The organism is Virgibacillus sp. LDC-1, from assembly GCF_030137545.1.
In the GTDB taxonomy this organism is placed as follows: Bacteria; Bacillota; Bacilli; order Bacillales; family Amphibacillaceae; genus LDC-1.
This window is the reverse complement of sequence record NZ_JARUVL010000011.1, coordinates 11,289-37,355: the sequence shown is the minus strand read 5'-3', so window position 1 is coordinate 37,355 and position 26,067 is coordinate 11,289. Positions and strand designations below refer to the sequence as shown.

Annotated in this window: 28 protein-coding genes and 2 other annotated features (1 of these 30 cut by a window edge); all 28 genes read right to left on the bottom strand. The window is 40.4% G+C overall.

What is annotated here, in order from left to right; translation table 11 throughout:
* Positions 1 to 342, bottom strand: coding sequence for a 50S ribosomal protein L22 (gene rplV / locus QBK89_RS10555; RefSeq protein WP_284141018.1), 342 nt, complete (start codon positions 340 to 342; stop codon positions 1 to 3).
* Between the two features lie 18 nt (positions 343 to 360).
* Positions 361 to 639, bottom strand: a complete 279-nt coding sequence (rpsS, locus tag QBK89_RS10550) for a 30S ribosomal protein S19 (RefSeq protein ID WP_284141017.1) — start codon at positions 637 to 639, stop codon at positions 361 to 363.
* A 56-nt stretch (positions 640 to 695) separates the two neighbouring features.
* A complete protein-coding gene (gene rplB, locus QBK89_RS10545) occupies positions 696 to 1,526 on the bottom strand; it encodes a 50S ribosomal protein L2 (RefSeq protein WP_284141016.1) in 831 nt (276 codons plus the stop codon).
* Between the two features lie 32 nt (positions 1,527 to 1,558).
* On the bottom strand, positions 1,559 to 1,846 hold the full coding sequence (gene rplW, locus QBK89_RS10540) for a 50S ribosomal protein L23 (protein WP_284141015.1): 288 nt from the start codon (positions 1,844 to 1,846) through the stop codon (positions 1,559 to 1,561).
* Positions 1,846 to 2,469 (bottom strand): 50S ribosomal protein L4, encoded by a 624-nt coding sequence (rplD, locus tag QBK89_RS10535; protein ID WP_284141014.1) that lies wholly within the window; start codon positions 2,467 to 2,469, stop codon positions 1,846 to 1,848. The genes rplW and rplD overlap by 1 nt, the downstream gene beginning before the upstream one ends.
* 26 nt (positions 2,470 to 2,495) lie before the next feature.
* Entirely contained in the window at positions 2,496 to 3,125 is a 630-nt protein-coding gene (rplC, locus tag QBK89_RS10530; protein WP_284141013.1) for a 50S ribosomal protein L3, read from the bottom strand.
* 27 nt (positions 3,126 to 3,152) lie between these two features.
* Complete coding sequence (gene rpsJ, locus QBK89_RS10525) at positions 3,153 to 3,461, bottom strand: 30S ribosomal protein S10 (RefSeq protein ID WP_284141079.1); 309 nt, start codon at positions 3,459 to 3,461, stop codon at positions 3,153 to 3,155.
* 418 nt (positions 3,462 to 3,879) lie between these two features.
* Positions 3,880 to 5,070 carry an elongation factor Tu gene (gene tuf, locus QBK89_RS10520; RefSeq protein WP_284141012.1) on the bottom strand — a complete coding sequence of 397 codons (1,191 nt, stop codon included), beginning with the start codon at positions 5,068 to 5,070 and terminating at the stop codon, positions 3,880 to 3,882.
* Between the two features lie 128 nt (positions 5,071 to 5,198).
* A complete protein-coding gene (gene fusA / locus QBK89_RS10515; protein ID WP_284141011.1) occupies positions 5,199 to 7,277 on the bottom strand; it encodes an elongation factor G in 2,079 nt (692 codons plus the stop codon).
* A gap of 38 nt (positions 7,278 to 7,315) precedes the next feature.
* A complete protein-coding gene (gene rpsG / locus QBK89_RS10510) occupies positions 7,316 to 7,786 on the bottom strand; it encodes a 30S ribosomal protein S7 (RefSeq protein ID WP_284141010.1) in 471 nt (156 codons plus the stop codon).
* 38 nt (positions 7,787 to 7,824) lie between these two features.
* Positions 7,825 to 8,244 (bottom strand): 30S ribosomal protein S12, encoded by a 420-nt coding sequence (rpsL, locus tag QBK89_RS10505; RefSeq protein WP_284141009.1) that lies wholly within the window; start codon positions 8,242 to 8,244, stop codon positions 7,825 to 7,827.
* A 150-nt stretch (positions 8,245 to 8,394) separates the two neighbouring features.
* Positions 8,395 to 8,646, bottom strand: a complete 252-nt coding sequence (locus tag QBK89_RS10500; RefSeq protein WP_284141008.1) for a ribosomal L7Ae/L30e/S12e/Gadd45 family protein — start codon at positions 8,644 to 8,646, stop codon at positions 8,395 to 8,397.
* A gap of 217 nt (positions 8,647 to 8,863) precedes the next feature.
* Positions 8,864 to 12,469, bottom strand: coding sequence for a DNA-directed RNA polymerase subunit beta' (gene rpoC / locus QBK89_RS10495; RefSeq protein ID WP_284141007.1), 3,606 nt, complete (start codon positions 12,467 to 12,469; stop codon positions 8,864 to 8,866).
* Positions 12,470 to 12,615: 146 nt separating this feature from the next.
* The gene (rpoB, locus tag QBK89_RS10490) at positions 12,616 to 16,152 is read right to left on the bottom strand and encodes a DNA-directed RNA polymerase subunit beta (protein WP_284141006.1); all 3,537 of its coding nucleotides are present in this window, start codon (positions 16,150 to 16,152) and stop codon (positions 12,616 to 12,618) included.
* A gap of 547 nt (positions 16,153 to 16,699) precedes the next feature.
* On the bottom strand, positions 16,700 to 17,302 hold the full coding sequence (locus QBK89_RS10485) for a class I SAM-dependent methyltransferase (protein ID WP_284141005.1): 603 nt from the start codon (positions 17,300 to 17,302) through the stop codon (positions 16,700 to 16,702).
* A gap of 127 nt (positions 17,303 to 17,429) precedes the next feature.
* A complete protein-coding gene (gene rplL / locus QBK89_RS10480; protein WP_284141004.1) occupies positions 17,430 to 17,795 on the bottom strand; it encodes a 50S ribosomal protein L7/L12 in 366 nt (121 codons plus the stop codon).
* 57 nt (positions 17,796 to 17,852) lie between these two features.
* Positions 17,853 to 18,353: a 50S ribosomal protein L10 gene (gene rplJ, locus QBK89_RS10475; protein ID WP_284141003.1), complete on the bottom strand. Its 501-nt coding sequence runs from the start codon at positions 18,351 to 18,353 to the stop codon at positions 17,853 to 17,855.
* Positions 18,354 to 18,383: 30 nt separating this feature from the next.
* Positions 18,384 to 18,524 (bottom strand) — a sequence feature (ribosomal protein L10 leader region).
* A gap of 48 nt (positions 18,525 to 18,572) precedes the next feature.
* The gene (rplA, locus tag QBK89_RS10470; RefSeq protein WP_284141002.1) at positions 18,573 to 19,265 is read right to left on the bottom strand and encodes a 50S ribosomal protein L1; all 693 of its coding nucleotides are present in this window, start codon (positions 19,263 to 19,265) and stop codon (positions 18,573 to 18,575) included.
* 225 nt (positions 19,266 to 19,490) lie between these two features.
* Positions 19,491 to 19,916 carry a 50S ribosomal protein L11 gene (gene rplK / locus QBK89_RS10465; protein WP_284141001.1) on the bottom strand — a complete coding sequence of 142 codons (426 nt, stop codon included), beginning with the start codon at positions 19,914 to 19,916 and terminating at the stop codon, positions 19,491 to 19,493.
* 206 nt (positions 19,917 to 20,122) lie between these two features.
* Positions 20,123 to 20,656 carry a transcription termination/antitermination protein NusG gene (gene nusG, locus QBK89_RS10460; protein WP_284141000.1) on the bottom strand — a complete coding sequence of 178 codons (534 nt, stop codon included), beginning with the start codon at positions 20,654 to 20,656 and terminating at the stop codon, positions 20,123 to 20,125.
* 190 nt (positions 20,657 to 20,846) lie between these two features.
* Positions 20,847 to 21,020 carry a preprotein translocase subunit SecE gene (secE, locus tag QBK89_RS10455; protein ID WP_284140999.1) on the bottom strand — a complete coding sequence of 58 codons (174 nt, stop codon included), beginning with the start codon at positions 21,018 to 21,020 and terminating at the stop codon, positions 20,847 to 20,849.
* A gap of 34 nt (positions 21,021 to 21,054) precedes the next feature.
* Complete coding sequence (gene rpmG / locus QBK89_RS10450) at positions 21,055 to 21,204, bottom strand: 50S ribosomal protein L33 (RefSeq protein WP_284140998.1); 150 nt, start codon at positions 21,202 to 21,204, stop codon at positions 21,055 to 21,057.
* Between the two features lie 133 nt (positions 21,205 to 21,337).
* Complete coding sequence (gene sigH / locus QBK89_RS10445) at positions 21,338 to 21,991, bottom strand: RNA polymerase sporulation sigma factor SigH (protein WP_284140997.1); 654 nt, start codon at positions 21,989 to 21,991, stop codon at positions 21,338 to 21,340.
* A 208-nt stretch (positions 21,992 to 22,199) separates the two neighbouring features.
* Positions 22,200 to 22,709 carry an NYN domain-containing protein gene (locus tag QBK89_RS10440; RefSeq protein WP_284140996.1) on the bottom strand — a complete coding sequence of 170 codons (510 nt, stop codon included), beginning with the start codon at positions 22,707 to 22,709 and terminating at the stop codon, positions 22,200 to 22,202.
* A 1-nt stretch (position 22,710) separates the two neighbouring features.
* The gene (gene rlmB, locus QBK89_RS10435) at positions 22,711 to 23,454 is read right to left on the bottom strand and encodes a 23S rRNA (guanosine(2251)-2'-O)-methyltransferase RlmB (protein WP_284140995.1); all 744 of its coding nucleotides are present in this window, start codon (positions 23,452 to 23,454) and stop codon (positions 22,711 to 22,713) included.
* A 15-nt stretch (positions 23,455 to 23,469) separates the two neighbouring features.
* Positions 23,470 to 23,868: a Mini-ribonuclease 3 gene (locus tag QBK89_RS10430; protein WP_284140994.1), complete on the bottom strand. Its 399-nt coding sequence runs from the start codon at positions 23,866 to 23,868 to the stop codon at positions 23,470 to 23,472.
* Positions 23,868 to 25,271 (bottom strand): cysteine--tRNA ligase, encoded by a 1,404-nt coding sequence (gene cysS / locus QBK89_RS10425; protein WP_284140993.1) that lies wholly within the window; start codon positions 25,269 to 25,271, stop codon positions 23,868 to 23,870. The genes QBK89_RS10430 and cysS overlap by 1 nt, the downstream gene beginning before the upstream one ends.
* Entirely contained in the window at positions 25,261 to 25,920 is a 660-nt protein-coding gene (cysE, locus tag QBK89_RS10420; RefSeq protein ID WP_284140992.1) for a serine O-acetyltransferase, read from the bottom strand. Before cysE ends, cysS begins: the two co-directional genes overlap by 11 nt.
* A gap of 59 nt (positions 25,921 to 25,979) precedes the next feature.
* Positions 25,980 to 26,067 (bottom strand) — a binding site (T-box leader) (it continues 125 nt past the right edge of the window).

The window sequence follows — 26,067 nt, the reverse complement described above, 5'->3', positions numbered from 1 at the left end:
CTATCCCTCCTTCTTTTCTGTTACCACTACTGTGATGTGGCTTGTGCGTTTGTTGATTTTGCTTGCACGTCCTTGTGCACGTGGACGGAAGCGTTTCAATGTAACTCCTTCATTTACAAATGCTTCGGAAATGATTAAACTATCCGGATCCATTTCGTAGTTGTGCTCTGCATTAGCAATAGCAGACTTTAAAACTTTCTCTACGACTGGAGAAGCACCTCGTTGTGTATGGCGGAGTATTGCTACTGCTTCACCAACACTTTTTCCTCGAATTAAATCAATAACTAACCGTACTTTACGAGGAGCAATACGAACTGATTTCGCAACGGCTTTAGCTTGCATGTGGAGTGCCTCCTCTCATTAGCGTTTTGTTTTCTTATCATCGCCAGCGTGCCCTTTATACGTGCGGGTTGGCGCGAATTCACCTAATTTATGTCCGACCATGTCTTCTGTGATATAAACCGGTACGTGCTTGCGACCGTCATATACAGCTACCGTGTGACCAACGAATGTTGGAAATATAGTTGAACGGCGTGACCAAGTTTTGATAACCTGCTTTTTGTCGCCTTCGTTCAATTGATCGATTTTTTTCAATAGATGGTCATCTGCAAAAGGTCCTTTTTTCAAACTACGACCCATGGATAAACCTCCTTTCAGAGTTAAGAAACGGGTTTCTTACCCATCATCCTATCGCCTTATTTTTTGCGTTTACGAACGATATATTTATCGGACGGCTTATTACGTTTACGTGTCTTATAACCAAGTGTAGGTTTGCCCCATGGTGACATTGGTGATTTACGTCCGATTGGCGCACGTCCTTCACCACCACCGTGTGGGTGATCATTCGGGTTCATTACAGATCCACGTACAGTAGGACGCTTGCCTAACCAACGAGAACGACCTGCTTTCCCAACACGAACAAGTTCATGCTCAAGATTTCCAACCTGGCCAACTGTAGCACGGCAAGTTGCTAGAATCAAACGTACTTCGCCAGATCCAAGACGTACAAGAACGTATTTACCTTCACGACCAAGGATTTGTGCTTCTGCACCAGCAGAACGTACAAGTTGACCACCACGGCCTGGTTTTAATTCAATGTTGTGAATGATTGTACCAACAGGAATGTTTATTAACGGTAACGCATTCCCTACTTTGATATCTGCATTTTCTCCAGATTCAATTTCTTGGCCAACCTTTAACCCTTTTGGTGCTAATATATAACGCTTTTCACCATCTACATAATGAATCAAAGCAATGTTTGCTGTGCGGTTTGGATCATATTCGATCGTAGCAACGCGTCCTGGTATTCCATCTTTATCGCGTTTAAAGTCGATAATACGGTATTGACGCTTGTGCCCGCCGCCTTGATGACGAACCGTTAATTTCCCTTGGTTATTACGTCCGCCGCGTTTGTGTAGTGGACTTAATAGGGATTTTTCCGGAGTGTCTGTAGTGATTTCAGCAAAATCTAATACAGACATATTACGTCTACCATTTGAGGTAGGTCTGAATTTTTTAATCGCCATCTTTTTTCCCTCCTTCACGTTAAGTTAAAATCTTATGCTTCAAAGAAGTCTAGTTCCTTGCTATCTTCAGATAGCTGAACAATTGCTTTCTTACGGTCTGAACGGTATCCGCCATAGCGTCCCATTCTTTTAAACTTACCTTTAACGTTCATTGTATTTACCTTTAAGACTTTTACACCAAAGATTGTTTCAACAGCATCTTTGATTTCCGTCTTGTTTGCTTTCGGGTTTACTTCAAACGTATACTTTTTCTCCGCCATAAGATCAGCAGAGTTTTCTGTAATGACAGGGCGTTTGATTACGTCGCGTGCATCTTTCATTATGAAAGCACCTCCCCTGCTTTTTCAGCTGCATCTTTTGTTAAAATCAGCTTGTCATGCAATAGCAAGTCTAAAACGTTAACCTCTTCAACTGTTAAAACCTTTACTTTTTGAAGGTTGTTAGCAGAACGTACAACGTTTTCGTCTTTTTCTGTAGTCACAACAAGTGTTTTTCCATTTGCGTTTAATGCAGTTAGCATGTTAACAAACTCTTTTGTTTTTGGAGCTTCAAAAGCTAGATTCTCCAATACAAGAATGCTTTCTTCTTTTACCTTAGTAGATAAAGCAGATCTCAAAGCTAAACGACGAACCTTTTTAGGTAGCTTGTAGCTGTAGCTACGTGGTGTTGGACCAAATACAGTTCCACCGCCAACCCATTGTGGTGATCGAATAGAACCTTGACGAGCTCTACCAGTACCTTTTTGACGCCATGGTTTGCGTCCGCCTCCGCGTACTTCTGAGCGGTTTTTTACCTTGTGCGTACCTTGACGCAATGATGCACGTTGCATCACTACTGCTTCATGTAATACATGTGTGTTTGGTTCAATGCCAAATACAGAATCATTCAATTCGATATCTCCGACCTGTGAACCATCTTGTTTAAATAGTGCTACTTTAGGCATGACATATCCTCCCTTCGTGTCTATGATTATTTAGCCTTTATTGCACTCGTAATTTTCACGAATGATTTTTTTGCTCCAGGCACATTGCCTTTGATCAAAAGTAAATTACGTTCTGTATCTACACTAACGATTTCTAGATTTTGAATCGTTACTTGTTCAGAACCCATATGTCCTGGAAGTTTCTTACCAGGGAACACGCGCATTGCATCAACAGCTCCCATAGAACCAGGACCTCTATGATAATGTGATCCGTGACCCATTGGTCCGCGTGATTGATTGTGACGCTTGATAGATCCTTGGAATCCTTTACCTTTAGAAGTTCCAGTTACATCTACAATGTCACCCGCTTGAAATAATTCAACGCTAAGCTCTTGACCTACTTCATATTCGTCAAGGTTTGCGTTACGGATTTCACGAACGTAGCGCTTAGGGGTTGTGTTTGCTTTTTCAGCATGCCCTTTTTCAGCCTTGTTTGAACGTGATTCTTTCTTATCAGCAAAACCAATTTGAATTGCTTCATAGCCATCGTTTTCCATCGTACGCTTTTGAAGCACTACGTTTGGCTCAGCTTGAACAACAGTTACAGGGATTAATTCTCCGCTTTCAGAAAACAGCTGTGTCATGCCGATTTTACGACCTAAGATTCCTTTCGTCATCCGTTACACCTCCTATTAAATAAAAAATTATAATTTGATTTCTATATCAACACCAGATGGTAGATCAAGTCGCATTAATGAATCGACTGTTTGTGGTGTTGGGTTAACAATATCGATTAAACGCTTATGAGTGCGCATTTCGAATTGTTCACGAGAATCTTTGTACTTGTGCACCGCGCGCAATACTGTGTAGACAGCCTTTTCCGTTGGCAACGGAATTGGACCTGATACCGCTGCACCTGAACGCTTTGCAGTTTCCACGATTTTCTCAGCAGATTGATCTAGAATTCTGTGATCATATGCTTTTAAACGGATTCTGATTTTTTCTTTTGCCATTATTTTCCCTCCTTTTTCGCCCATTTTATAATAGACATTCTCCGCGAAAATTTCTTGGCAGCCCGCCATGGCAAAGGGGCCGGGTGTGCCAACAACCTTTCACTTCATCGCCTTTAATGACCAACATTCTTATTATATAGAAGGAATGCCGTCAATGCAACCTTTTTTTAAGAAAAACCTTATGGTTGCACATTTATGTATTATACTTACTATTTATAGTGATTGCAAGGGTTGAACGGGATTTTTTTGTTGGGAAAGTTGTCCTATTGATTCATAGTTTATGAGGAAGCCAGCTGAATGCCAAACTTATGTTCATTGTTTCATGCTGATCCGCATTTACAATAGAGTTGGTTAAGCATTTTTTAATGATAAAAAGAGGCTACGTCGTCACGTAACCTCTTTTAATGAAAATCAATACTTATTTTTGGATAGAAGAAACAACGCCTGATCCAACAGTACGTCCACCTTCACGAATAGAGAAACGAGTTCCGTCTTCGATCGCGATTGGTGAGATCAATTCTACTGTCATTTCAATGTTATCGCCAGGCATTACCATTTCTACTCCCTCTGGAAGTTGGATAACACCAGTTACGTCCGTTGTACGGAAGTAGAACTGTGGGCGATAGTTTGAGAAGAATGGAGTATGACGTCCACCTTCTTCTTTAGATAGAACATAAACTTCTGCTTTGAAGTTTGTGTGTGGTGTAATTGTACCTGGCTTAGCAAGTACTTGACCACGGCTGATATCTTCACGAGATACACCACGTAGAAGTGCACCAATGTTATCTCCAGCTTCTGCATAATCAAGAAGCTTACGGAACATTTCAACACCTGTTACAGTAGTTTTTGAAGACTCTTCTGCAAGACCGATGATCTCAACTTCGTCTCCAACTTTTACTTGTCCGCGCTCAACACGTCCAGTTGCAACTGTTCCACGACCAGTGATTGAGAATACGTCCTCAACTGGCATCATGAATGGTTTTTCAGTATCACGTGCTGGAGTTGGGATGTACTCATCAACTGCAGCCATCAATTCAACGATTTTTTCTTCGTATTCTGCATCGCCTTCAAGTGCTTTAAGTGCAGAACCTTTTACTACTGGTACATCATCACCAGGGAATTCGTATTCAGTTAATAGATCACGAACTTCCATTTCAACTAGTTCTAGTAATTCTTCGTCATCAACCATATCACATTTGTTTAGGAATACAACAATTGCAGGTACCCCAACGTTACGTGAAAGTAGGATGTGCTCACGAGTTTGTGGCATTGGACCATCAGCAGCAGATACTACAAGGATAGCTCCGTCCATTTGCGCAGCACCAGTGATCATGTTTTTAACATAGTCAGCGTGTCCTGGGCAGTCTACGTGTGCATAGTGACGAGTGTCTGTTTCATACTCAACGTGAGAAGTTGCAATTGTAATTCCACGTTCTTTTTCTTCTGGTGCACCATCAATTTGGTCATAAGCCATAGCAGTACCTTTACCAGATTTCTTGTGCATTACAGTTGTAATCGCAGCAGTTAACGTTGTTTTACCATGGTCAACGTGTCCAATAGTACCAATGTTAACGTGCGATTTGGAGCGGTCAAATTTTTCTTTAGCCATTTATAGTTCCTCCTTTAAATAAATAAATGAATTTATAGTTTTATTTATAAACTTAGAAATCACATTTCTTATCACGTTATTTCTAAGCCTTCAACAAAAGTTATACGTTAGATTGCAGAAAAAATCAATTATTCGCCTGCATTTTTCTTGATAATTTCTTCAGAAATACTCTTTGGTACTTCTTCATAGTGATCAAAGTGCATTGTATATGTTCCACGTCCTTGTGTGTTTGAACGTAATGCAGTTGCATAACCAAACATTTCAGAAAGTGGGACAAACGCTTTGATTACTTGCGCATTACCACGTGCTTCCATACCTTCAACACGACCACGGCGTGATGTAACATCACCCATGATGTCTCCCATGTATTCTTCTGGAACAACGATTTCAACTTTTTCAATCGGCTCAAGAATTACAGGGTTACATTTGTTTTTAGCAGCTTTCAAAGCCATGGATGCAGCGATTTTAAATGCCATCTCGTTTGAGTCGACATCGTGATAGCTTCCATCATAGAGTGCAGCTTTTACATCGATTAATGGATAGCCAGCTAACACACCGTTTGCCATTGCATCTCTCACTCCAGCTTCAACCGCAGGGATGTATTCACGAGGTACAACACCACCGACAATTTTGTTTTCGAATTCGAAGCCTGCTCCTTCTTCGTTCGGCTCGAAATGAATCCATACATGTCCGTACTGTCCACGTCCACCAGATTGGCGAACAAATTTACCTTCTACATCAGCAGCAGAGCGGAATGTTTCGCGATAAGCAACCTGTGGAGCTCCTACGTTTGCTTCTACTTTAAACTCACGCTTTAGACGGTCAACAATAATATCAAGGTGAAGTTCACCCATTCCAGAAATAATTGTTTGCCCTGTCTCTGCATTTGTTTCAGTTTTAAATGTAGGGTCTTCTTCTGCTAGCTTACCGAGAGCGATACCCATTTTATCCTGATCTGCTTTTGTTTTAGGTTCAATCGCAACAGAGATAACTGGATCAGGGAATTCCATAGATTCAAGAATAACTGGATTCTTTTCATCACATAGTGTATCTCCTGTTGATGTATCTTTCAAACCAACTGCCGCAGCAATTTCTCCACTATATACAACAGAGATTTCTTCGCGGTGGTTTGCGTGCATTTGTAGGATACGTCCTACACGTTCACGCTTATCTTTCACAGAGTTCTTAACATAAGAACCTGATTCTAATGTTCCGGAATACACACGGAAGAATGTTAGCTTTCCAACAAATGGGTCTGTCATAACTTTAAATGCCAAAGCAGAGAATGGCGCTTTGTCATCAGATGGGCGTGTTACTTCTTCTTCAGTGCCAGGTACAACACCTTCAATTGAAGCTACGTCTGTAGGTGCTGGTAGGAAGTCTAAAACGCCATCAAGCATTAATTGAACCCCTTTGTTTTTAAATGCTGAACCACAGAATACTGGGTAAAATTCAACATTTAATGTAGCTTGACGAATTGCTTTTTTAAGCTCTTCATTGGAGATTTCTTCTCCTTCTAAGAACTTCATCATCAATTCTTCGTCTAGCTCAGACACTGCTTCAACAAGAGATGCACGAAGCTCTTCAGCCTTCTCTTTGTATTCTGCAGGAATCTCACGAGATTCATCCTTTGTTCCAAGATCATCTGTATAGAAGTGTGCTTCCATGTTAATAAGGTCGATGATTCCTTCGAACTGATCTTCAGCACCAATAGGAAGCTGAACCGGATGAGCATTTGCTCCTAGACGGTCTTTTAAAGTACCTGTAGAGTAAAGGAAATCTGCACCGATTTTATCCATTTTGTTAATGAATACAATTCGCGGTACACCGTATGTTGTTGCTTGACGCCATACTGTTTCTGTTTGTGGCTCTACACCTGATTGTGCATCAAGTACAGTTACTGCTCCATCAAGTACACGTAATGATCTTTCAACTTCCACTGTGAAGTCTACGTGTCCTGGTGTATCGATAATGTTTATACGATGACCTTTCCATTGAGCAGTTGTAGCAGCAGAGGTGATTGTAATACCACGTTCTTGCTCCTGCTCCATCCAGTCCATCTGTGAAGCACCTTCATGTGTTTCACCAATCTTATGAATACGTCCTGTGTAGAAAAGAATACGCTCAGTAGTTGTGGTCTTACCTGCATCAATATGTGCCATAATCCCAATATTACGCGTCTTTTCCAAGGAGAACTCTCTTGCCATGTATTCTTCTCCTTCCTATAAACCTTATTTGGTTTGTTTTACCAGCGATAGTGAGCGAATGCTTTGTTCGCTTCTGCCATTTTATGCATTTCTTCACGTTTCTTAACAGATGCTCCAGTGTTATTAGATGCATCAAGAATTTCATTTGCCAAACGCTCTTCCATCGTTTTTTCTCCACGAAGACGTGCATAGTTAACGAGGTAGCGTAAACCTAAAGTTTGACGACGGTCAGGGCGAACTTCCATTGGTACTTGATAGTTCGATCCTCCAACACGGCGTGCTCTAACCTCAAGTACAGGCATTACATTTTTCATTGCTTGTTCGAAAACGTCCATTGGATTTTGGCCGCTTCTTTCTCCAACAAGTTCAAAAGCATTGTATAAAATCTTCTCTGCTTTTCCTCGTTTTCCGTCCACCATGATTTGGTTGATTAAACGAGTTACTAATTTTGAATTATAAAGTGGATCCGGTAAGACATCGCGTTTAGGTACTGGTCCTTTACGTGGCATATGTCCCCCTCCTTTCCTATTTCTGAGTTGTTACTACATTATTTCTTTTCTTTTGGCTTTTTTGTACCGTATTTAGAACGTCCTTGTGCACGTCCTTCAACACCTGCTGTGTCCAATGCACCACGTACAATGTGGTAACGAACCCCTGGTAAGTCTTTTACACGACCACCACGAAGCAATACAACACTGTGTTCTTGTAAATTGTGACCAATTCCAGGAATGTATGCTGTTACTTCCATGTTGTTCGACAAACGAACACGCGCATATTTACGAAGAGCAGAGTTTGGCTTCTTCGGAGTTAATGTACCAACACGTGTACATACGCCACGTTTTTGTGGTGAATTAACATTTGTCATTTTCTTTTTGAAGCTGTTATACCCTCTGTTAAGCGCTGGAGAGTCTGATTTTTTCGGCTTACTTACACGACCTTTACGGACGAGTTGATTAATAGTAGGCATTCTTGTTTTCCTCCCTTCTAGTTTGCAAATATCTCAAAAAAAGAATTAGAAAACCACGAACGGCAAGGATTATTGTAATCCCACACATCCAGGTGGTTCATCTTAAAGTAAAAAACAAAGCCTTCGTGAAACATCGTTCCACCAAAACTCTTATCGCTTTATTGCTACCGTTGACGCACCAACATCTATTCCACACGCAACACCTAGATCTTTCATTGAATCAACATGATAGCATGGGATATCGAGTGTGTTTGCTAAATCCACCACTTTTTTCGTAATGTGTTGTGCTGCATCATTTGCGACGTAAACTTCATCTACTTCGCCATTTTTCATAGCTTTCAATGTCTGTTTTAGACCAATAATGGCACGGGATTTAACCTGTGTCACTTTTTCATAAGACATCTACGCATCCTCCAAAGTAACAATAATAAAACGGAAGCACCTTGAATATAGTATCATTCTCGTTTTTTAATGTCAATTAAAATTTTAACTTTTTTGTTGTTACTTCCGTCTTTTTTTTGTAATAGATAGGATGTGCGTGTAGGTGTTTTTTATCATTCTAAAAACATTTTTCCTACACGCACCATACCTATTTTATTTCAAGCATGTAAAACAATAATTATTGTATCGTTTCTTCAGCCTCTTCAACTGCTTCTTCTGTCTCAAATGTAGGGGCTTGAATTTTACGATAGCGTTGCATCCCAGTTCCAGCTGGCACAAGCTTACCAATAATTACGTTCTCTTTTAATCCGAGTAATTCATCACGCTTACCTTTAATCGCTGCATCTGTAAGGACACGTGTAGTCTCCTGGAAGGATGCTGCTGATAAGAAGGAATCTGTCTCAAGTGATGCTTTCGTGATTCCAAGTAATACTGGTTTACCGACTGCAGGTTGTTTTCCTTCTTGAAGAACTTTTCGGTTCGCTTCACGGAATTGATGAATTTCAAGTAATGATCCTGGGAGTACGTCTGTTTCTCCTGAATCAACGACCCGAATCTTACGAAGCATTTGGCGCACCATTACTTCTACGTGCTTATCACCAATTTCAACCCCTTGCATACGGTAAACACGTTGTACTTCGCGTAATAGATAATCTTGAACACCTTCTACGCCTTGCACACGGATTAATTCTTTTGGATCAACAGATCCTTCCGTTAGCTCTTGACCAGCAATTACTTCATCACCTACGGAAACCTTCAAGCGAGCATTGTAAGGAACAGCGTATGCACGTTGTTCAACTTCTCCTTGAACGATAATCTCTTGTTTATCCTTCGCTTCTTGAATCTCGTGTACAGTACCATAAAGTTCACTAATTACAGCCTGCCCTTTCGGATTACGAGCTTCGAATAGCTCTTGGATACGAGGTAAACCTTGGGTAATATCGTCTCCAGCTACCCCACCTGTGTGGAAGGTACGCATTGTTAACTGTGTACCAGGTTCTCCGATAGATTGAGCAGCAATGATTCCGACTGCTTCTCCAACTTCTACCTGATCACCTGTAGCGAGGTTACGTCCATAACATTTCTTACATACACCGTGCTTCGTGTTACATGTGAACACTGTGCGTATGGTAACTTCTTCAATACCAGCTTCTACGATTTGTTTTGCTTGATCTTCTGTAATCATTTCGTTACGATCCACAATCACTTCGCCTGACTCTGGATGTTTCACTGTTTCAAATGCTGTTCTACCAATTAATCGATCGATTAATGGCTCAATCATTTCAGAGCCGTCAGTTAGTGCAGCAACAGCCAAACCACGATCTGTTCCACAATCCGTTTCACGAACGATTACATCTTGCGCCACATCAACGAGACGACGTGTTAGGTAACCAGAGTCAGCTGTCTTCAATGCTGTATCGGCTAATCCTTTACGCGCTCCGTGTGTAGAAATAAAGTATTCTAGAACGGTTAAACCTTCACGGAAGCTTGATTTGATCGGTAATTCAATGATACGTCCAGCCGGGTTGGCCATTAGACCACGCATTCCAGCTAACTGTGTAAAGTTGGATGCGTTACCCCTTGCTCCAGAATCACTCATCATAAAGATTGGATTTCGGTTATCCAGGGAGTCCATTAGCTTATCTTGGATTGTATCCTTCGCCTGTGACCAAATGGCAATAACACGATCATAACGCTCTTCCTCTGTGATTAATCCACGACGGAATTGCTTTAGTACTCTATCTACTTTCTCTTGTGCCTCAATAAGAATTTCATCTTTTTCAGCTAATACAACGATATCAGATACCCCAACAGTCATACCTGCCTTTGTAGAATATCTAAAACCGAGGTTTTTCATTCGGTCAAGCATTTTAGAAGTCTCACTGATTTTAAAGCGTTTGAACACTTCTGCAATGATGTCTCCTAGGAAACCTTTTTTAAATGGCTTCACAATTTCACGCGCTTTAATTTCTTCTTTGATATTTGTACCTTTTTCCACAAAATATTTTTCAGGTGTACGAACTTCAAGGTTTAACTTTGTTGGTTCGTTAATATATGGGAATGAATCTGGCAAAATTTCATTGAAGATTAATTTCCCTACGGTGGTAAGGAGCAATTGTCCTTGCTGTTCTTCATTAAATGTTTTGTTATTCACACTGGATGCTTTTACAGCAACACGTGTGTGCAAATGAACATATCCATTCTGATATGCAATGATTGCCTCATTGACATCCTTAAATATGCTACCTTCACCAATCGCACCTTCGCGCTCTAGTGTGAGGTAATAGTTACCTAATACCATATCCTGTGATGGCGTAACAACCGGCTTACCATCTTTCGGGTTAAGAATGTTTTGGGCTGCTAGCATTAAGATTCTAGCTTCTGCTTGTGCTTCCGCAGATAATGGAACGTGAACCGCCATTTGGTCCCCATCAAAGTCAGCGTTATACGCTGTACAAACGAGTGGATGTAAGCGGATCGCGCGGCCTTCAACTAAAGTAGGTTCAAAAGCCTGGATTCCTAATCTATGCAAAGTTGGTGCCCTGTTTAGTAACACCGGATGTTCTTTAATTACTTCTTCAAGAACATCCCATACATCTGGATGCATGCGCTCAATCTTACGTTTTGCTGATTTAATGTTATGTGCAATTCCATTTGCAACAAGTTCTTTCATCACAAATGGTTTAAAGAGCTCTAATGCCATTTCTTTCGGTAGTCCACACTGATACATTTGAAGATTTGGACCAACTACGATAACAGAACGTCCTGAATAATCAACACGTTTACCGAGTAAGTTTTGGCGGAAACGACCTTGTTTTCCTTTTAACATATGTGACAAGGATTTCAATGGTCTGTTTCCTGGTCCTGTCACAGGACGACCTCTACGGCCATTATCGATTAATGCATCGACAGCTTCTTGAAGCATGCGCTTTTCATTTTGAACAATAATACTCGGCGCACCAAGATCTAATAGTCGCTTTAGACGATTGTTACGGTTAATCACTCGGCGATAAAGATCATTCAAATCAGATGTCGCAAAGCGTCCACCATCAAGCTGTACCATTGGTCGGATTTCCGGTGGAATAACAGGAAGTACGTCTAATACCATCCATGATGGATCGTTTCCAGAATGACGGAATGCTTCCATTACTTCTAAGCGCTTGATAGCTCTTGTTCTCCGCTGCCCTTGAGCCGTTTTTAATTCTTCCTTAAGTGCATCTACTTCTTTTTCAAGATTAATATCTTGCAATAATTTCCGAATCGCTTCTGCACCCATTTGCGCTTTAAAAGAACTACCGTATTTTTCATAATACGTGCGATACTCTTTTTCGGAAAGTAGTTGCTTTTTCTCCAAAGGAGTGTTGCCTGGCTCTGTAACGATATAAGCAGCAAAGTAAATAACTTCTTCCAATGCTCTTGGAGACATGTCTAAAACAAGCCCCATTCTACTTGGAATCCCTTTGAAGTACCATATGTGGGAAACTGGTGCAGCAAGCTCAATATGACCCATCCGTTCACGACGAACTTTTGCCTTCGTTACTTCAACACCACAACGGTCACAAACGACGCCCTTATAGCGTACACGCTTATACTTTCCACAATGACATTCCCAGTCTTTTTGTGGTCCAAAAATACGCTCACAGAACAAGCCGTCTTTTTCAGGTTTTAACGTACGATAGTTAATCGTTTCTGGTTTCTTTACTTCTCCGTAAGACCACGAGCGTATCTTTTCCGGTGAAGCCAAGCCGATTTTCATATACTCAAAATTATTTACATCTAGCAAGGGGCCTACCTCCCTTTTAATGTACGATTTTGCTAAAAAGTATCCAATGCTATCTAAAAACGAGATGGCATGAAATCGGTATGCATACCGATTTCATGCAATGCTATCGTTTAGTTTTGAGTTCTTTTACAATACCTGCTTAAACCCTAGTTTTCTTCTACTTCCAGATTTAGCTTGCTTGCTGCTTGTGTTTCTTCTTCCTCAAGCTCACGCATCTCTATTTCTGTCTCATCACCAGCTAGAATTTTAACATCCATACCAAGACTTTGTAATTCCTTGATAAGAACCTTAAATGACTCTGGAACACCAGGCTCAGGTACGTTCTCGCCTTTAACGATGGACTCGTATGTTTTCACACGACCAACAACATCATCTGATTTCACAGTCAGGATTTCTTGAAGGGTGTATGCTGCACCATATGCTTCAAGTGCCCACACTTCCATTTCACCAAAGCGCTGACCACCAAATTGTGCTTTACCACCTAATGGTTGTTGTGTAACAAGTGAATATGGTCCAGTTGAACGAGCATGTAACTTGTCATCAACCATGTGTGCCAATTTAATCATATACATGATACCGACAGATACACGGTTGTCAAAGGCTTCTCCCGTTCTTCCATCGTACAATACTGTTTTGGCATCCCGAGGCATACCAGCTTCTTCTAATGTATCCCAAACATCTTGTTCGGTTGCTCCATCAAATACCGGCGAAGCAACATGTAGTCCTAACTGCCTTGCAGCCATCCCTAAATGAAGCTCAAACACCTGTCCAATATTCATACGAGAAGGAACACCTAATGGGTTAAGCATAATATCAATCGGCGTACCATCTGGAAGGTATGGCATATCTTCTTCCGGAAGAATCTTAGAGATAACCCCTTTATTTCCGTGACGTCCAGCCATTTTATCGCCTTCGTGAATTTTACGCTTCTGAACGATATAGACACGTACCAGTTCATTTACACCTGGTGGCAATTCATCGCCATCTTCACGGTTAAAAATCTTAACGTCAAGTACAATTCCACCTGCTCCATGCGGTACACGAAGTGATGTATCTCGAACCTCACGCGCTTTTTCACCAAAGATTGCGTGAAGTAATCGTTCTTCGGCAGATAGTTCGGTAACACCTTTTGGAGTAACCTTCCCTACAAGAATATCACCATCTTTTACTTCTGCTCCAACGCGTATAATACCACTTTCGTTTAGGTTTTTAAGCGCATCTTCACCTACGTTTGGAATATCACGTGTGATTTCTTCTGGTCCTAGCTTTGTATCTCTAGCCTCAGACTCATACTCTTCAATATGAACAGACGTATATACATCATCTTTAACGAGGCGCTCACTCATGATAATAGCATCCTCATAGTTGTAACCTTCCCACGTCATGAAGCCCACAAGAACATTACGTCCAAGTGCAAGCTCTCCATCTTCCATTGAAGGACCATCAGCGAGAATTTCACCTTTTACAACACGATCTCCTTCTTGGACAATCGGACGCTGGTTATAACAAGTTCCTTGGTTGGAACGAACATACTTTTGTAAACGATATCGATCTGTATCTCCTTTTACTTCCTTACCATCAACTGTCGAAATGCGACGAACGACAATTTCTTTTGCCTCGACACTTTCAACAATACCTTCATTGCGACAAATAATCGCTGCTCCAGAATCTTTTCCAGATACATATTCCATCCCTGTCCCAACAATTGGTGCTTCTGGCTTCAGTAAAGGAACTGCTTGTCGTTGCATGTTTGCTCCCATTAACGCACGGTTAGAGTCATCGTTTTCCAGGAACGGAATACATGCAGTCGCAGCTGATACAACTTGTTTCGGCGAAACGTCCATATAATCAAGCTGCTCTCGTGGAACGATGGTGTTTTCACCACGGAAACGGGCAATGACTTCATCATCAATAAACGTCCCATCTTCACCAAGTCGAGCATTCGCTTGCGCTACAACAAAATTATCCTCTTCATCTGCAGTAAGATAATCAATTTGGGAGGTTACTTTCCCGGTATCTGGATCAACACGACGATACGGTGTTTCAATAAACCCAAATTTATTTACTTTCGCATAACTAGACAAGGAGTTGATCAAACCAATGTTTGGTCCCTCTGGCGTTTCAATCGGACACATACGACCATAGTGGGAGTAGTGTACGTCACGCACTTCAAAACCTGCACGCTCACGCGTTAGTCCACCTGGTCCAAGCGCTGATAAACGACGCTTATGTGTAAGCTCCGCTAATGGATTCGTCTGATCCATAAACTGCGATAACTGAGAGCTTCCAAAGAACTCTTTGATAGACGCAATAACAGGTCGTATGTTTATCAAGTGTTGTGGCGTTATGCTAGATGTATCCTGAATGGACATCCGCTCACGAACAACACGCTCCATACGAGAAAGTCCAATTCTAAATTGGTTCTGTAGCAATTCCCCAACTGAACGCAAACGACGATTACCTAGATGATCAATATCATCCGTGTCGCCTACATGATGAAGTAGGTTAAAGAAATAGCTGATCGAAGCTAAAATATCTGCTGGTGTAATGTTCTTCACACTTGAATCAACATTACCATTACCTATTACTGTCAGCTCTTTCTCACCACTCGGATCAGTAGGGTCGACAATTTTAATCGACTGTAATTGAATAGGATCTTCTAGCACACCATCCTCTGGTTGGAAAGTGTATTCCCCTAGTGTGTCTTCTGTTTTTTCTAAATAAGGAATAAGCTTATTTAAAAGCTTTCTTTCTAGCTTTTCGCCTTTTTGCGCAAGCACTTCCCCTGTTTCTGGATCAACTACAGGTTCTGCTAACACTTGGTTAAATAATCTATTTTTTAAGTGTAACTTTTTATTCATTTTATAACGCCCGACATGTGCAAGGTCATAGCGTTTTGGATCGAAAAACCGTGACACAAGTAGGCTCTTCGCATTATCTACGGTTGGCGGCTCACCAGGTCGTAAGCGTTCATAGATTTCAAGTAACGCTTTTTCGGTTGTTTCCGTATTATCCTTTTCTAACGTATTCATTAGGTATTCGTTTTCACCAAGTAAATCAATGATTTCTTGGTCTGATCCGAATCCAAGCGCTCGTAACAAAACGGTAATTGGAAGCTTTCGCGTACGATCAATGCGCACGTATGCGACGTCTTTTGCGTCCGTTTCAAATTCCAACCATGCACCTCGGTTAGGAATAACGGTTGCCGCAATCCCTCGTTTCCCATTTTTATCGAACTTTTCATTGTAATACACGCTCGGGGAGCGTACGAGTTGTGATACGATGACACGCTCTGCACCATTAATAATAAAGGTTCCCGTATCGGTCATCAGTGGAAAATCTCCCATAAATACTTCCTGCTCTTTTACTTCACCTGTTTCGTTATTAATCAAACGAACCTTTACTCGAAGTGGAGCATTATAGGTGACATCTCGATCTTTTGATTCATCTACAGGATATTTTGGTTCGCCAAGACTATAATCAACAAACTCTAGCGATAAATTTCCTGCAAAATCCTCGATTGGAGAAATGTCTTGAAACATTTCTCTCAAACCTTCTTCCAAAAACCAATGATAGGAAGCGGTTTGAATTTCGATTAAATTAGGTAATTCCAATACTTCACTGATACGCGCATAGCTTCTACGCTTACGGTGGCGTCCATATTGAACTAGTTGACCTGTCAACTGCTTCACCTCTCAACTCATGCATTTTTTGTTTGCGAACAAACAAAATGAATATATTTTTTAGAAGGATCTAACTTTACTTAACAAAGCAAATTATCTCCTCCTGGACATACGAAAGATACTTATCCATCATTAACAACCGGGTGAATGATAGCATTCTCCTAAGCTCGCATACGCGCATTCCGATACAGAATGAACCGTATAGAACATACATTTCTAAGAATGCACTTGCCATCCACATCATTATGGGGTATCATTTTTAAAGAAATAACCCACTTTACTATGTAGATACACACGCACTGATGCTGAAAAACAATAATCAGCAATAGACACAAATAGAAAAAAGGTTTTTATAAAAAAACCTTGATTGACTATTTTTTTATTGCCTCCAACACTATTCCAACAACACTCCGTGCATAATTCGGCTATTTTACCATTGTTTCCCAACGCCAATGATTTATACATAGCATTTTCTCTTGAAAGTTTTTCTTGACAAAAGAAATCCCATGTTAGCATTTAATTATATTATCATAACAACAAACCAAGGTCAATCATTAACAGCTCGAAAAATAAAATAACCTTTATCCCGAGCAACAGTTTCTACATTACCGAAGAGCTCTTCTAATTTATCCTTTGCTGATGGGGCGCCTTGCTTTTTTTGAATTACTGTCCATAGCTCCCCACCCTTTATTAAGGCTGGTTTGCTTTCTTCAAAAATACCATGAACTACTTTTTTTCCTGCCCGTATCGGCGGGTTCGTAACGATTGCAGCAAGTTGAATCTCTTTTAAGTTTGAAAAGCGATCACTTTTGATGAAATCGACATTCGTAATGTTATTCTGCTCCGCATTTTCCCGCGCAAGCTGCAAAGCCCGCTCATTTACATCAGACATAATAACCTTCCGATCAGAAAAGCTAGCTGCTAGCGCAATTCCAATTGGCCCATAGCCACAGCCGACATCTAGAATATCTCCTGAAATAGATGGCTCTTGAAATTGTTCAATCAATAATCTAGAACCAAAATCAACTTCATGCTTGGAAAATACACCGACATCACTCGTAAAAGTAAAATTGCGTTCGCGTAATTGATACGTCCATTTCTTGGGTGAACTTGTAGATTGGGGTTTTTGTGAAAAGTAATGCTCAGCCATTCGGGCACCTACTTTGTTTTGTAATCAATGTTAGAAGATATACAATTCGTTGAGTGTAAATATAGAGCCCGTCGCATGACGACGAGCTCCAATCTATGGAAATCAATCGAATCGATTGACACCAAAATTATTTAACTTCTACAGTTGCTCCAGCTTCTTCAAGCTTCGCTTTAACTTCTTCTGCTTCATCTTTAGAAACGTCTTCTTTTACTGCTTTAGGAGCGTTGTCTACAAGGTCTTTTGCATCTTTCAAGCCAAGACCAGTGATTTCACGAACTGCTTTAACAACTTTGATTTTAGATGCGCCAGCGTTTTCAAGCACAACATCAAATTCAGTTTTCTCTTCAGCTGCGCCACCCGCCACTGCTCCTCCAGCTACTGCTACTGGAGCTGCTGCTGTTACTCCAAATTCTTCTTCAATTGCTTTAACAAGATCGTTTAAATCTAATACAGACATTTCTTTAATAGCATCAATAATTTGTTCTTTTGTCATGATTGTTCCTCCTATTTTTTATTGTTTTATTAACTGACTAACTGACATGTTGCCAGCTTAAGCGCCTTGTTCTTCCTTCTGCTCCGCAATAGCCTTTGCTGCATAAGCAAAGTTGCGAATTGGTGCTTGTAGCACGCTGAGTAGCATAGATACCATACCTTCGTAGTTTGGTAGTTCTGCAAGCTCTTTAATTTGATCAAGTGTTGCCATCTTGCCTTCGATAACGCCCGCTTTGATCTCCAATGCTTCATGATCCTTAGCAAAGTTATTGATGATCTTTGCAGGTGCTACTACATCTTCATTACTAAATGCAATCGCAGTTGGACCTACTAGAAGTTCACTCAACTCACCTAACTCCACACTTTCAGCAGCGCGACGAGTCATTGTATTTTTGTAAACCTTGAATTCCACACCAGCTTCGCGAAGCTGTTTACGCAATTCAGTCACTTCAGCTACATCAAGACCACGATAGTCAACCAATACTGTAGATTGACTTGCACGGAATTTATCAGCGATTTCTTCAACAAGCTGTTTTTTCTGTTCCATAATGCTAGACATTGTTCCACCTCCTAAAGCAATTCATCATACCGTACAAAAAGCAAAGCCCCCATGTAGACATGGAGGCTTTGTTGACAAATATCATAAACGAATCATTTTATTTGTTCAAACACCTCGGCAGGTTATTAAGCGTAGTGCCCCTACTGTCTACGGTATAATGTATTCAGTTAAATAACGTTACTTAGTATAGCTTATCAACTTGTAAAAGTCAATTACTAATTAACGGTAGTTGGATGCGTCTATTCTGATTCCAGGTCCCATTGTTGACGTTACTGCTACATTACGCATGTAAGTACCTTTGGATGCCTGTGGCTTTGCTTTTACAATTGTTTCTGTAATCGCTTCGAAGTTTTCAACTAACTTCTCATTATCAAAAGAGATTTTTCCAATTGGCACGTGAATATTCGCTTGTTTATCTACACGATATTCTACTTTACCAGCTTTAATATCTTTTACCGCTTTTTCTACTTCAAAAGTAACTGTGCCTGTCTTAGGGTTCGGCATTAATCCTTTAGGTCCTAGTACACGGCCAAGCTTTCCAACTTCAGCCATCATATCTGGAGTAGCAACAATTACATCAAAGTCAAACCAACCTTGGTTGATTTTATTGATTAAATCTTGGTCTCCAACATAGTCAGCTCCAGCTGCTTCTGCTTCTTTTAGTTTTTCGCCTTTTGCAAAAACCAACACGCGTTGTGTTTTTCCAGTACCGTGCGGCAATACAAATGCACCACGAATTTGTTGATCCGCTTTTTTCGGATCAACTCCAAGACGGTATGCAACCTCAACCGTTTCGTCGAAGTTTGCTTTTGCTGTTTGCTTTAATAGCTCAACAGCTTCTTTAATATCATACGTTTTTGAACGATCAACAAGCTTTGCAGCTTCTTGATACTTTTTACCTCTTTTAGCCATTTAATATCCTCCTCTATTGTGGTTATAACGGTAATACCTCCCACTTATAAAAGCAAAGGCTTTTATAAAGCTTGCGTCAGCGATGCTTCCTGCAGGCAGGTAATTCCCACAAGAGCATCACCATACAACATAAACATAGTTTAGCTTGAATCAATCGATTCATACGAAAAGGTTGCGAGTCATTCATTCATTATTCGCAACCCTATTCCTTTAATCAAGCATTCATTAATCTTCGATGGTAATCCCCATACTACGGGCAGTTCCTTCAACCATACGCATTGCTGCTTCAACATCAGCTGCATTTAAATCTTGCATTTTTGTTTCAGCGATTTCTTTTACTTTATCACGCTTCAAAGTAGCAACCTTGTTTTTGTTAGGCTCACCAGAAGCTTTGTCAAGACCAGCTGCTTTTTTAAGCAATACTGCAGCAGGTGGAGTTTTTGTAATAAACGTAAATGAACGATCCTCAAAAACAGTAATTTCTACTGGAATGATTAAACCAGCTTGTTCTTGCGTACGTGCGTTAAACTCCTTACAGAATCCCATGATATTAATACCCGCTTGACCTAATGCAGGTCCTACTGGTGGTGCTGGGTTTGCTTTTCCAGCCGGGATTTGCAATTTAACTAATTTAATTACTTTTTTAGCCACGAGACACACCTCCTTAAAGTCCGTGATGTGGTAATAGGGGCGATTGTAATTTCCCCTCCCACTCTTATTACGCTCTGTACCTTAGTACAAGAACATGAATAACACAAGAATTTTAGCATGAAATATAGAAAAATGCAAGAGCTTATTCTACGCTTTATTCTTGGTTTCCGAATGAAACTTCTTAAATAGGAAAGGCTGATGACAAGCTACAGCTTTTCTATTTGAGAAAAGTCTAGCTCAACCGGGGTATCCCTTCCGAACATGTTCACATGCACTTTCACTTTTTGCTTATCCATATCAATATGCTCGATCGTTCCGGTGAAATTAGTAAAAGGACCATCAGCGACGCGCACATTTTCCTTCAACTCAAAATCTAGTTGAACAACAGGACCTGCCATTCCCATTCGTTTTAAAATCATATCTACTTCATCAGGTAAAAGCGGGGTCGGTTTTGTTCCACCTCCACTTGAACCAATAAAACCTGTTACACCGGGTGTGTTTCGAACAACATACCAAGAATCATCTGTCATAATCATCTCAGCAAGAACGTACCCTGGAAAAACCTTCTTTTTCGTTACCTTTTTCTTACCATCTTTAATTTCTGTTTCTTCATCCTCGGGAACAATAACACGAAAGATTTTGTCTTGCATCCCCATCGTTTCCACGCGTTTTTCAAGATTCGTTTTAACCTTGTTTTCATAGCCTGAATACGTATGCACCACATACCAATTTTTTTCCATTTTTTCAGGACAATTTTGCTTGTCCTTCCCTCCCTTTCGTTCATTCCTATTTTAAAAGAATAACAGCTAATGCAATCCTTTATAAAAAAGCAATTTAAAAAACCCGTCATATCCGGGTTTTTTGAGCGCGTTTAATTATATATCATTATAGCATATTGATTCGTTATTTATTCAAGAAAAAACGATGTTATTATTTACGAATTAATTCAATAAGCTGTGAAATACCTAAATCAACGATGAAAAAGAAAATTGCTACAAAAGCAACAGTTGAAATAACCGTAATCGTATAACCTGTTAACTCTTTTCCGCGTGGCCAACTAACCTTTTTCATTTCACGAGACACATTTTTTAGAAATTTAAACATAGTACCCCTCCAAACGACCGATAGAATGCAACTTTTACTTTGTTTCACGATGCAATGTATGCTTGCCACATACTTTACAAAATTTACGAGTTTCTAAGCGTGTAGATGAAGTAACTGCATTTTTATTAGTGGAATAGTTTCTGCTCGCACAGATAGTACACGCTAATGTTACCTTTTTATTCATATCTTCACCCCAAATTTGGGTTATAGCAACCAAATATAACGAATTATAGCTAATTCTAGTATAAAAAATAATCTAAAACTAGATTAGCACGGTTATACAATGCATGTCAACGCTCGCTTTAACAACCTAGAGGCTAATTCACCCCTATGTCACTTGATTCAAGCAATTGCTCGAGCTTTCGCTTTACACGCTGCAAAGCATTGTCTATCGATTTCACATGACGATTCAAGGCAACGGAAATTTCCTGATAGGTCTGTCCATCTAAGTACAAATGAAGCACTTTCTTTTCCAACCCGCTCAACAATTCTGATAATTTCAGTTCCATATCCCCGAATTTTTCACGATTCACTAATAGCTCCTGTGGATCAAACGCCTTAGAACCTGCGATCACATCAAGTAATGTACGGTCCGATTCTTCATCATAAATCGGCTTGTCCAACGAGATATACGAGTTTAATGGAATATGCTTTTGTCTTGTAGCTGTTTTTATCGCTGTAATAATTTGTCGCGTTATACAAAGCTCTGCAAACGCTTTAAATGATGAGAGCTTTTCTCCATCAAAATCGCGGATTGCCTTATATAAGCCAATCATACCCTCTTGGATAATATCTTCTTTGTCAGCCCCTATCAAAAAATATGTTCGAGCCTTTGCACGGACAAAGTTTTTATATTTATGAATAAGATAATCCAATGCATGGCTATTCCCCTGATGAATCAATATTATTACTTCCTCATCATCAAGCAGATGTATGTTTTCAGTGTCTACAAGTAATTGCTTGACGTTCACCCAGAATGACCCCCTGCCCATACTGCGTCAATTTAACAACATTATACTAGAAGCCCCTTTAGAACTCAACAGCAAACGACATATTTTATCCATATATTATTAAAATTTAAAAAATTCTCCATCCTTTTAGTTGCTTTTTGATTTACCAAAATCGACAAGACCGAATAGCGGGAGAAAGGGCAATTGCAACTATTTGCCAACCGCCCTTTTACTTCACACCTCTTCGCCATTTTTCGAATACTTCTAGGATGTCCTTGTCTAATGGAATCGTTGATTTAGGCTGAATCTGTTTATGTGCTTGTACGCTTGCTTCGATTTCTCTTTCCACATCGTCCATCTCAATAAGAAGTTCTCGCGCTGATTTGCGTAATGCACCGCTTCCAAAAATTGTTCGCTGCTCATCATAATCAGATGTTGCGACGTACACCTGTGTTTTAACATTCTTCAGCTCTTTGACGAGTCTCTCAATACATTCATCAGCCGTTTCTTTTTCTTTTGTATAAATTACTTCAACGTTAAATTTTTCTGACTTACTTTCTACGCCGCGTACATAATAGGCATCAAACACAATGATCACCCGACAGCCTGCATAAGCTTGGTATTCCGCCATTTGTTCAATTAAGCGATCACGAGCTTGTCCGATGTCTTTTTCTTTTAAAATTCTCAGCTCTTCCCATGCGCCGATGATGTTATAGCCATCCACCACAAGAATTACCATGCTATTCACCAACCGGATATCTTTTGCGGAATACTTCATAAAGCAACAAACTACATGCAACTGATGCGTTTAAAGAGGATACATTTCCCTTCATTGGTAAGCTAACCGTCCAATCACACTTCTGTTTTACGAGTCGACTAATACCTTTTCCTTCATTGCCAATAACAACTGCAATAGGTAACGTTCCATCCAAGGAACGATAATCCTCTGTTCCATCAGCGGCAGTACCGACCACCCATACATTTCGTTGTTTTAATTCTTCTACTGTATTCGCTATATTTGTCACACGAACGACAGGAATATGCTCCATCGCACCTGCAGCTGTTTTGGCAACAGTAGCAGTAAGCCCCACTGATCGACGCTTCGGAATGATAACACCATGTGCGCCAACAGCGTCTGCTGTACGTAAGATAGAACCTAAGTTATGCGGGTCCTCCAACTCATCTAAAATGATAAAAAACGGTGCTTCTTTTCTACTGTTCGCCCGCTCAAATAAATCTTCGAGTGACGCATATTGATATGAGGCAACATACGCAATCACTCCTTGATGATTCCCATCTGACAGCTGGTCTAGTTTAGTTTTAGGCACACGTTGCACAATTGTTCCAGCTGCCTTTCCAAGTGCCTGAATTTTCCCTTGTACATTTGCATTTAATTGCTCTGATACAAACACTTTATTTACAGAACGACCAGATCGCAATGCTTCCATCACAGGGTTTTTACCAATAATCATTTCCTGATCCATCCTAATTCCTCCTTTCTATTGTTTACTTTGTTCGATAAATGCAATTGCTTTTTTTAACAGCTCTTCTAAACGTTCTTCATTCTTACTCAAATAATGGTAACCAATCAACGCCTCAAATGCCGTGCTGTATCGATAAGCTTGCACTGATGAATTTTTGGGGATAGAACCTGATTTTGCATTGCGCCCACGTGCAACAATGCGTCTCTCTTCCTCTGTTACAACATCTTGCTCTAACCAAGCTAAAATAACAGCGGCCTGTGCTTTTGCCGAAACAAATGTAATCGCTTGTTGATGCAGTTGATTCGGCTTTACCTGGCCCATTTGGATTAGATGCTCTCGAACAAATCGTTCATAAACTGCATCTCCCATATACGCTAACGTTAGACTTTTCATCTGTTTTACATCAATATCCATTAATTTCCCCGCTTCCAACGCACCCCTTGAGGTGTATCCTCCAAAATGATGTTTTGTTCCTTTAGCATGTCTCGGATTTCATCTGCTCGGGAAAAATCTCGGTTTTTTCGAGCTTGATTGCGTTCCTCGATTAATGCTTCAATATCCTGATCTAACAGTTCTTCCTCCGCTTTTAATTCAATCCCTAGAATTCGAAGCAAGGATGTTATTTCATCTACAAATGCATCAATAACGACCGTTGATGTTTGCTTTGATTGCAAATACACATTCGCCTCTTTTGTTAAATCGAACAAAACAGAAATTGCATTTGCTGTATTAAAATCATCGTCCATTGCCGCTTCGAATTGACGCTTATATTGGGAGATTGTTTGAAGCCACTTTTCCTCATCTTTCACAAGGTTTGTACTTGATTGCTTTCGATGCGTCAAGTTAGTTACTGCAGTTGTGATTCGTTCCAGGCTGTTTTTGGCTCCTTCAAGAAGTTCATCTGAAAAATTAATCGGGTGACGGTAATGTACACTCAGCATAAAGAATCGAACAACCTGAGGATCATGCTTTGCAATTAAGTCCCGAGCTAAAATAAAATTACCGAGTGATTTTGACATTTTTTCATTATCAATATTAATATATCCGTTGTGCATCCAGTAGTTAGCAAACGGCTTCCCATTCATTGCTTCCGATTGCGCTATTTCATTCTCATGATGAGGGAAAGCAAGATCCTGTCCACCAGCATGAATATCAATCGTATCACCTAAATATTTTTTGGCCATCGCAGAGCATTCGATATGCCAGCCTGGTCTTCCTTTACCCCAAGGAGCATCCCAAGCTATCTCTCCTGGTTTTGCACCTTTCCATAAAGCGAAATCGAGTGGGTCTTCTTTCTTTTCGCCAACTTGTATGCGCGCACCAGAACGAAGCTCATCTATCGACTGATGTGATAGCTTTCCATAACCCGGGAAGGAGCGCGGTTTAAAATATACGTCACCATCCACATCATATGCAAACCCTTTTTCAATCAACGCGCCGATAAAAGCAATAATATCATCCATTGTTTCTGTCACACGTGGATTATAGGTTGCCTCCTTTACTCCTAAATGGCAAACATCCTCCATATATGCTTCTATAAACCGATCAGCTACTTGTGGCACTTCTTCACCAAGCTCTTTCGCAGCGCGAATGATTTTATCATCCACATCGGTAAAATTTAGTACATAATCAACTTCATAGCCTCTGTATTCAAAATATCTTCGCACTGTATCAAAAACAATTGCCGGACGCGCATTTCCAATATGAATATAGTTATACACTGTGGGCCCACAAACATACATACTTACCTTTCCTTTTTGTAAGGGCTCGAATACTTCCTTTTTCCTTGTTAATGTATTATAAAGGCTAATCGTCATATTGCTCCCCCGCTTTCAATTCATGTAATTGTTTTGTTAATGCATCAATTTCCTTTTGAAGATGCTCACAGCGATCTTCCACAGGATCTGGCAATTTATGATGATCCAAATGGCCATCAACTTTCTTCCCTTTTTGTTTAACTACTCTTCCAGGAATTCCTACAACAGTCGCATCCTCTGGAACATCCTTTAATACAACCGATCCCGCTCCTACCTTTGCGTTTTTACCAATCGTAATCGAACCAAGCACCTTGGCTCCAGTTGCAATTAATACATTGTCTTCGATAGAAGGATGACGCTTTCCTTTCTCCTTCCCAGTTCCTCCGAGTGTAACGCCTTGGAATACAGTTACATCATCGCCGATTTCACATGTTTCTCCAATTACAATTCCCATCCCATGATCAATGAAAAATCTTCTTCCGATTTTAGCTCCTGGATGGATTTCAATTCCTGTAAAAAACCGACTCCATTGCGAAATAACGCGAGCAATAAAAAACCATTTTCGTTTATAAAAAGCATGCGCAACCCGATGTGCCCAAACTGCGTGTAAGCCCGAATAAGTTAAAAACACTTCTATATATGTGCGTGCTGCTGGATCCTGCTCAAACACAACATCCATATCCTCTTTCATTCGCTTAAATATGCCCAACTTCTATACCTCCCATACAGCAATCAAATCATATAAAAAAGCGTCTCTGTGCATATATACACAGAGACGCTTTCGCGCGGTTCCACTCTGTTTGAGGATTGTTCCCCCAACTCCCGCTCCGATAACGGAAGAGCATCCGCCAACATG